The 8,395-nt window shown below is 73.9% G+C and carries 5 protein-coding genes and 1 pseudogene; all 6 read left to right on the top strand.

What is annotated here, in order from left to right; all coding sequences use genetic code 11:
* Positions 1-268 (top strand): annotated as a pseudogene (locus tag MKK52_RS08695) (hypothetical protein); the annotation flags it as partial.
* 11 nt (positions 269-279) lie between these two features.
* Positions 280-2,493, top strand: coding sequence for a response regulator (locus MKK52_RS08690; RefSeq protein WP_243953401.1), 2,214 nt, complete (start codon positions 280-282; stop codon positions 2,491-2,493).
* A gap of 61 nt (positions 2,494-2,554) precedes the next feature.
* The gene (gene cheB, locus MKK52_RS08685) at positions 2,555-3,607 is read left to right on the top strand and encodes a chemotaxis-specific protein-glutamate methyltransferase CheB (protein WP_243953409.1); all 1,053 of its coding nucleotides are present in this window, start codon (positions 2,555-2,557) and stop codon (positions 3,605-3,607) included.
* Positions 3,595-5,310, top strand: a complete 1,716-nt coding sequence (locus MKK52_RS08680; RefSeq protein WP_409564634.1) for a response regulator — start codon at positions 3,595-3,597, stop codon at positions 5,308-5,310. Before cheB ends, MKK52_RS08680 begins: the two co-directional genes overlap by 13 nt.
* Complete coding sequence (locus MKK52_RS08675; protein WP_243953399.1) at positions 5,303-7,195, top strand: response regulator; 1,893 nt, start codon at positions 5,303-5,305, stop codon at positions 7,193-7,195. Before MKK52_RS08680 ends, MKK52_RS08675 begins: the two co-directional genes overlap by 8 nt.
* A 23-nt stretch (positions 7,196-7,218) precedes the next feature.
* On the top strand, positions 7,219-8,361 hold the full coding sequence (gene recF / locus MKK52_RS08670) for a DNA replication/repair protein RecF (protein WP_243953398.1): 1,143 nt from the start codon (positions 7,219-7,221) through the stop codon (positions 8,359-8,361).
* Positions 8,362-8,395: the final 34 nt, after the last annotated feature.

Below are 8,395 nucleotides of genomic sequence, written 5' to 3'. Positions count from 1 at the left end.
GGTGGGCAAGACGCGCTCGGACACGACGCAGCGGACCATCGAGGAGATCACGGCGCGGTTCGAGGAGAACGTGCAGACGTTCCAGCAGATCGTGGCCTCGACGAACCAGCAGCAGCTCGGGATCGAGCAGGTGATGGGGGCTTTGCAGAACATCCGTCAGGCGAGCCAGCAGACGGCGGCGGGGACGCGGCAGGTCGAGACCGCCTCGGCCAACATGACCGAGCTCGCGCAGGCGCTCATCGCGCTCGCGGAGCGGTACCGCACCTGAAGGCGTAACCCATGGCGACGGACATCCGCCAGCTGCTCCTCGCGGCCTTCGACGTCGAGCACCGGGAGCATATCACGGCGATCCGGGCGGCACTCCGCGCCGACGCGCCCGACTGGAACGACGTGTTCCGCCGGGCGCACAGCCTCAAGGGCGCCTCCCGCGCCGTCGACCTGCCCCCGGTGGAGGCGGTCTCGCACCGGCTGGAGACGCTGTTCGAGCGCGTCCGCACCGGCGGCATGGCGCTGGACCGCGAGGCCGCCTCGGCGGTGGAACTCGCCCTCGACCGGATCGAGGCCTACGTCGCGGGCCTCGACGGCGGAACCGGCCCGGACATGCCGGGCGACGGCCTCGACGCGCTGGGCCGGCTCCTCGGCATGACCCCGAGCGCGCCCCCGGCCCCCGCCGCCCCGGAACCGCCGCCTCCCCCGCCTGCGCCCCCGCCTCAGCCCGCTCCTGCGCCCGCCCCGAAGAAGCCCGCGCCGGAGCGTCCGGCCGAGCCGCAGGAGCCCGCCACCGCCTTCCTGCGGGTGCCGGCGGAGACGGTGGCCGCGCTCCTGCGGGCCAGCGCCGACCTCTCCACGACCCTCTCCGCCAAGGCCTCGGTGGCCGAGGGGATGGGCCGGATCGCCGCCGCCCTGCGCGACCTTCAGGCCAAGGCCGACGCCCTCGATCAGGCCGGGCCGGGGCAGCGGGCGGTGGCCGCCGGCCTCGCGACCCTGGCGCGGGAGGCCGCCGAGCACGCACGGCGGCAATCGGCCTCCCTCGGCGCCGTCGAGGGCGCGGCGGCGCGGGTGCGCGCCGAGACGGAACGCCTCGCCCTGGTGCCGGCCGAGACGGTGCTCGGCCCCCTCGCCCGCACGATCCGGGACACCGCGCGGGAGCAGGGCCGCGAGGTCGATCTCGCCGTCACCGGCCTCGACATCCCGGTGGAGCGCGCGACCCTCCAGGCGCTCAAGGACCCCCTCCTGCACGCGCTTCGCAACGCCCTGAGCCATGCATGGCAGCCGCCGGAGATCCGTCGCGCGGCAGGCAAGCCGGACACCCTCGGCCTCGTGCTGGAGGTCGCCCTGCGCGGCGGGCGGCTGCGGGTGGCGGTCCACGACGACGGGCCGGGGCCGGACCTCGGCCGGATCGAGGCGGTGGCGCGGGAGCGCGGTCTCCTCGCCCCCGAATCCACCCCCGACGCGGAGACGCTGCTGCGCCTCGTCTTCGAGCCGGGCTTCTCCACGGCGGACGCCGTCGACACCCTGTCGGGCCGGGGCTACGGCCTGTCCGTCGCCGCCGACGCGGCGCGCTCGCTCCAGGGCAGCGCCCGGCTGGAGCCGCGCTCCCCCGCCGGCACGAGCCTCGTCTTCAGCCTGCCCCTCTCGGCGGCGCGGCGCAGCCTGCTCCTCGTGGAGGCCGGCGGCCATACCTGCGCCCTGCCCTCGGCGGCGGTGGAGCGGCTGGTGCGCCTGCCCCGCGCCGACCTGCCCCAATCCATGGGCCGCACCGTCCTGCCCGCCGAGGGCGACGGCGAGGCCCTGCCCATCGCCGACCTCGCCGCGATGCTCGGCGCCGCGCCCGATCCCGACGCCGCGCGGCTGACCGCCATCGTCCTGCGCTCGGAGCATGGGCGGGCGGCGATCACGGTCGACCGCCTGAGCGACGTGCGCTCCCTCCTCGTCCTGCCCGCGCCCGAGGTCGGGGGCGATTCCGGGTTGATCGGCGGCACCGCGATCCTGCCGGGCGACCGGCCGGTCCTCGTCCTCGATCCGGACGGCCTCGCCGCGCGCGCCGGAGCCGCCGGAACCCAGGGGCAGGCGCCACGTTCGGACCCGAACACCACGCCGAAACCCGGCGGGCGTGCCACCGGGCGCACGACGATCCTCGTCGTGGACGATTCGATCACCACCCGCACCTTGGAGAAGGGCATCTTGGAGGCGGCAGGCTACCGTGTCGTCGTCTGCGTGGACGGGCAGGACGCCCTCGACCGGCTTCGCGCTGAGGTCGAGCCGGTGGACCTCGTGCTCGCCGACGTGGAGATGCCCCGCCTCGACGGGTTCGGCCTGCTCAAAGCCCTGCGCGCCGACGAGCGCTTCGCCCGGCTGCCGACGGTGCTGATGACCTCGCGCGGCGACGCCGAGGACGTGGCGCGCGGTCTCGATCTCGGGGCCGACGCCTACCTGACCAAGCAGAGCTTCGACCAGCGCAAGCTCCTCGACACGATCGGACAATTGCTGTGACCCGGCCCGCTTTCGCCCGAGACGTCCCCGAAGGAGACCTGCCGTGAGTCCCGTCCGGGTGATGATCGTCGAGGATAGCCTCGTGGTGCGGGAACTGCTGCGCTACATCGTTTCGCGCGATCCCCGGCTCGAACTCGTCGCGGCGGTCGCCTCCGGCGAGGAGGCCCTGGCGTCGATCGCCAGCGCCCGTCCCGACGTGATCTCGATGGATATCCGCCTGCCCGGCATCGACGGGCTGGAGACGACGCGGCGGATCATGGCCGAGCGGCCGACACCCATCGTCGTCATCGCCGACGCGGTGGAGGATTCCTCCCTCCACATCTCGATGAATGCGCTCCGGGCCGGCGCCCTCTCCGTGGTGGAGAAGCCCGTCGCCACGACCCATGCGGGCTACGAGGCGGTGGCGGGCGAGATCTGCACGCAACTGCGCATCATGGCCCAGGTGCCGGTGATCCGGCGCCGGCCGATTGGCGCGGAATGGGCCGGACGCACCGCGCCCGCCGCCGCCCCGTCGCCCATGCCCATCGTCCCGGGCCAGTCGCCCAGCGTCTTCGGCATCGCCGCCTCGACGGGCGGGCCGCCGGCGCTCGCCAAGGTGATCGGCGCGCTGCCCGAGACCTTCCCCCTGCCGATCCTGCTGGTGCAGCACATGGGCCCGGCCTTCATGGAAGGCTTCGCCGCGTGGCTCGACAGCGTCGTCGCCCTGCCCGTCGGCCTCGCCCGCGACGGCGAGCGCGCGGAGCCCGGCCGGGTCTACGTCGCCCCCGGGGATCGCCACCTCGAACTCGGCTCGAACCGGGTGCTGCGGGTGGTCGACACCCCCGCCGTCTCGGGCCAGCGCCCGGCGGCGACGGTGCTGTTCCGCTCCATGGCCCGGCAGGCGGGCGCCTCGGCCATCGGCGCGCTCCTCACCGGCATGGGCGAGGACGGCGCGGCGGGGCTCCTCGACATGCACGGGGCCGGCGCCCAGACGGTGGCCGAGCACGAGAGCACGGCGGTGGTCTACGGGATGCCGGCGGCGGCGGTGCGCCTCGGCGCGGCGCGGGCGGTGCTGCCCCTCGACCGGATCGCCGCCCACGTCATGCGCCTCGCCGTGCCGGGTTGGGTGCCGTGACGGCGCCTGCCGCGGGCGAGCCGGCGCGGATCCTCCTCGTCGAGGATTCCGAGACGCAGGCCCTCGAATTGCGGCTGTTCCTCGAAGCCAACGGCTTCGGCGTGTCGCGCTGCGCCAGCGCCGAGACGGCGCTCGACGCCCTCAACGAGGCGCAGCCCGACCTCGTGGTGGCCGATTACCACCTGCCCGGCATGAACGGCGACGAGCTGATCCGGCAGATGCGCCTGTCGCTGCGCACCCGCGCCCTGCCGGTGCTGATGCTGACGGGCGGCAACGGCGGCGAGCGCCAGGGGCTGGAGAGCGGCGCCGACGCCTACCTGCCGAAATCCGCCGACCGCGACCTGATGATCCTGCGCATCCGCGCCCTGCTGCGCGAGCGCCGGGCGGGGGACGACAACCCCGGCGCGGCGGCGTTCCGCCGGGGCCGCGTCCTCGTCATCGACGCCAGCGCCACCTACCGCACCTTCCTCGCCGGCCTCCTCGGCCAGGACGGGCATCAGGTCACGGTGGCCGCAAGCGCCTCGGCGGCCCTGGCCGCCCTCGACGGCGACGGCAACGCCTTCGATTGCGTGACCCTCGACCTGCTGGGCCACGATTACGACGGGCTGACGCTCTGCGCGGAGATCGGCCGGCGGCGGGAGGGCGCGGCCGGGGCGGGCTTCCACCTCGTCGCCATCTCCGGCAGCGATCCGGCCAAGGACTTCCTTGTCCAGGCCTTCGCGGCGGGTGCCGACGACGTCATTTCGAAGACCGACGCGGAGGTGCTGGCGCTGCGGGTGCGCGGCTACGTCCGCCGCCGCCTACTCGAAGAGGACGACCGCCGCATCGCGGGGGAGTTCGGGCAGCGCGAGCGCGCCGTGGAGCGGGCGCTGGCCGAGGCCGAGGCCGCCGAGGCGCGGGCGAGCCTCGCCGACGCCCTGGAGCGGGCGAACCGCGACCTCGCCGACGCCAACCGCCGCCTCACCGATGCGCAGGCGAAGCTGGTCCAGGCCGCGAAGATGGCCTCCCTCGGCGAGCTGGTCGCGGGCATCGCGCACGAGATCAACAACCCGCTGGCCTTCATCCTGGCGCACCAGGGTACGGTCGAGCGCGTGCTGGGCGAACTCCCCACCACCGGAGATCCCACCGCCGCCCGCTCCATCGAGAAGGCCCGCAGCCGCGTCGGCGCCATGCGGCTTGGTCTGACGCGGATCCAGGACCTCGTCCTGAACCTGCGCAAGTTCTCGCGCCTCGACGAAGGCGAGCGCTCCCTGGTGAACGTGCCCGAGGCGATCGAGACCGTGCTCGCGCTCCTGCAGCACAAGCTCGGGGACCGGATCGCGGTGGAGCGCACCTTCTCCGGGCGGCCGGAGATCCACTGCACCCCGGCGCTGCTCAATCAGGTGGTGATGAACATCCTCGGCAACGCCGCCGACGCGATGCCGGAGGGCGGCACGGTGCGCGTGGCCACCCATTCCGACGACACTTGCGACGAGATCCGCATCAGCGACACCGGCCCCGGTATTCCCGAAGATCTGCGCGAGAAGATCTTTGAGCCGTTCTTTACCACGAAGCCGGTCGGGGCCGGGACGGGCCTCGGTCTGGCGATTGCATACAGCGTCGTTCAGGCGCATAGCGGCTCGCTGACCGTGGAGACGGCCCCAGGGGGAGGTGCCTGCTTCGTGATCGGGATTCCGCGGCAGGCGGCGCGCGCTCATGAGTGACATCGGGGGAGGTCTTTCGGCTCGCACGGGCACGATTCTGGCTGTCGATGACGAGCCCGATATCCTCATCGCCCTCGAGGACCTGTTCGAGGATTCCTACCGCGTCCTGACCGCGAGCCGGCCCGCCGACGCCCTGGACATCCTCCGCGCCGAACCGGACATCGCCGTCATCGTCTCCGACCAGCGGATGCCCGGCCTGACCGGCGACGCCCTGCTCGCCGAGGCCCGCGCCTTCCACGATGCGCAGGCGATCCTCCTCACCGGATATGCCGACATCACCGCCGTGATCGCGGCCCTCAACCGGGGCGGCATCGTCGGCTACGTGACCAAGCCGTGGGACCCCGGCATCCTGCGCGGCACCGTCGCCCAGGCCTACCAGCGCCACCAGCTCGGGCGCGACCTCGCCACCGAACGGGCGCTGCTGCGCGGCCTCCTCGACCACGCCGCCGACGCGATCAGCTTCAAGGACGCGGACGGGCGCTTCGTGCGCCTCAACGCGCGCAAGGCCACCCTCCTGAAGCGCGACCTGCCCGATTGCCTCGGCCTGCGCGAGGCCGACCTGCCCGAACCCAAGGCCCAGGCCGAGGCCTCCGCCGACGACGAGGCGATGCGCCTCGGCACGGTGGCGGAGACCCTCGTCAGCGAGGGGCCGCCCGGCGCCGAGACGTGGAGCCACTTCACCCGCGTGCCGATCCGCGACGCCAGCGGCGCGGTCTCGCATCTCGCGGTGATCGAGCGGGACGTCACCGAGCAGAAGAGCCTGGAGGCGCGGCTGCGCCAATCGGACAAGATGCAGGCCCTCGGCACGCTCGCCGGCGGCATCGCCCACGACTTCAACAACCTGCTCACTGCGATCCTCGGCAGCCTCGAACTCGCGGCGCCGAAGGTCGCCGACCTGCCGCGCGTCCAGCGCCTCATCGAGAACGCCCGGGGGGCGGCCGAGCGCGGCGCGTCCCTCACCAAGCGGCTCCTCAGTTTCAGCCGCGCCCACGACCTTCAGGCGCGGGCCACCGACGTGAACGCCCTGATCGAGGGCATGAGCGAGCTGTTCAAGAGCAGCCTCGGCGGGCTCGTCACCGTGTGCACCGACCTCGCCCCCGACCTCCCCGCCGCGCAGGTCGATCCCGACCAGCTCGAACTGGCGGTGCTCAACCTCTGCATCAACGCGCGCGACGCGATGCCGGAGGGCGGCCGCATCACCATCGCCACGCAGCGGATGGCGATCGACGGCGATCCCGAGATCGGGGACGGGGCCTACCTCGCCATCCGCGTGAGCGACGAGGGCACCGGCATCCCGGAGGAGATCCTGCGCCGGGTCTGCGAGCCGTTCTTCACCACCAAGGCCGTGGGCCAGGGCACCGGCCTCGGCCTCGCCATGGTGTTCGGACTCGCCCAGCAATCGAAGGGGCGGCTCGTCATCGAGAGCGAGGTCGGCAAGGGCACGCGGGTCGAACTCGCCCTGCCCTTCGCCGCCTCGGCGCCGGAGGTGGACAAGGCCAGTGAGCCTGCCGCGCCCGCCGCCGCCCGCCCGGCCCGCATCCTCGTGGTCGATGACGACCCGGAGGTCCGCCACGTCACCGCTTCGTTCCTGTCGGGCTTCGGCTACGACGAGACCGAGGCCGGCAACGGCCACGCCGCCCTCGACCTGCTGACGCGGGAACGGTTCGACCTCGTGGTCGCCGACCTCGCCATGCCGGGCATGAGCGGGGTCGAACTCGCCTCCGAGGTGAAGGCGCGGGTGCCCGGCATGCCGGTGCTGATCCTCACCGGCCATGCCGAGGCGATGCAGATCCCGGCGGACCTGCCGGTGCTGGCCAAGCCGTTCCGCTCGGCGGACCTCGCCACCCGCGTCTCGGCCTTGCTCGATCCCGGCCGGGCGGCCTGACGGCCGGTCTCGGCGCGCCCCGCATGTCCGACGAGTCCCCCTCGGCTGTCCCCGATCAGCGCCTCAGCCGCCTGATCGTGCGCGACTTCCGCAACCACGCCGACCTCGACCTGAAGCCGGCGGCGCGCCTCGTCGCCCTGGTGGGGGAGAACGGGGCGGGCAAGACCAACATCCTGGAGGCGATCTCCCTCTTCGCCCCCGGGCGGGGCCTGCGCCGGGCCGAGTTCTCGGCCATGGCGCGCAACGGCGGGCCGGGGGGCTTCGCCGTCTCCCTCACCCTCGACCGGGACGGGGCCGAACACCGCCTCGGCACCGGCATGGAGCCGCCGGGCTTCGACGGCCGGGCGAGCCGCCTGTGCCGGGTCGATGGCGCCGCCGCCTCCTCGCCCGTGGCGTTCAGCGAGTTCTTCCGGGTGGTGTGGCTCACCCCCGATTTCGACGCCCTGTTCCGGGGACCGGCGGGCGACCGCCGCCGCTTCCTCGACCGCCTGGTGCTCGCCGTCGATGCCGGTCACGGCACGCGGGTCTCGGCCCTGGAACGGGCGCTCCGCTCCCGCAACCGCCTCCTGGAGGAGCCGGGCCAGGATGCCCGCTGGCTCGATGCCATCGAGCGGGAGATCGCCGAACTCGGCGTCGCGGTGGCGCTGGCCCGGCGGGAGACGGTGGAACGCCTCGACCGCCTGATCGCCCAGAGCCGCGACGACGCGCAGCCCTTCCCCTGGGCCTCGGTGCGCCTCGAAGGGGACCTCGACGATCTCGTCGCCGTCTGGCCCGCCATCGAGGCCGAGGACCGCTTCCGGCAGGCCCTGCGCCAGGGCCGCCCCCGCGACCGGGCGGCGGGGCGCACCCTCAGCGGGCCGCAGACCAGCGACCTCGTGGTCCGCCACGGCCCGAAGGACGTGCCAGCGGGCACGGCCTCCACGGGGGAGCAGAAGGCGCTGCTGATCGGCCTCGTCCTCGCCCACGCGCGGCTGGTGCGGGCGATGAGCGGCATCGCCCCGGCGATCCTGCTGGACGAGGTCGCCGCCCATCTCGACCCGCGCCGCAGGCTCGGCCTGTTCGAGGCGCTGGACGCCCTCTCCGGCCAGGTGTGGATGACCGGCACCGACCCGGAGGCCTTCGCCCCGGCGGGGGCGATGATCGAGACCGTCCGCATCGGCCATTGAGCCGCCGGGCGACCGCACCACATTGGCATCAAAC

Source organism: Methylobacterium sp. J-067 (genome assembly GCF_022829465.1).
In the GTDB taxonomy this organism is placed as follows: Bacteria; Pseudomonadota; Alphaproteobacteria; order Rhizobiales; family Beijerinckiaceae; genus Methylobacterium; species Methylobacterium litchii.
Note: the sequence above shows the minus strand (reverse complement) of the source record. Positions and strands in the feature narration are given on the sequence as shown.

Excerpts from the sequence above, each read along its gene's own strand:
- MKK52_RS08690 (WP_243953401.1), top strand. The coding sequence starts at position 280 with ATGGCGACGGACATCCGCCAGCTGCTCCTCGCGGCCTTCGACGTCGAG.
- recF (WP_243953398.1), top strand. The coding sequence starts at position 7,219 with ATGTCCGACGAGTCCCCCTCGGCTGTCCCCGATCAGCGCCTCAGCCGC.
- MKK52_RS08675 (WP_243953399.1), top strand. The coding sequence starts at position 5,303 with ATGAGTGACATCGGGGGAGGTCTTTCGGCTCGCACGGGCACGATTCTG.
- cheB (WP_243953409.1), top strand. The coding sequence starts at position 2,555 with ATGATCGTCGAGGATAGCCTCGTGGTGCGGGAACTGCTGCGCTACATC.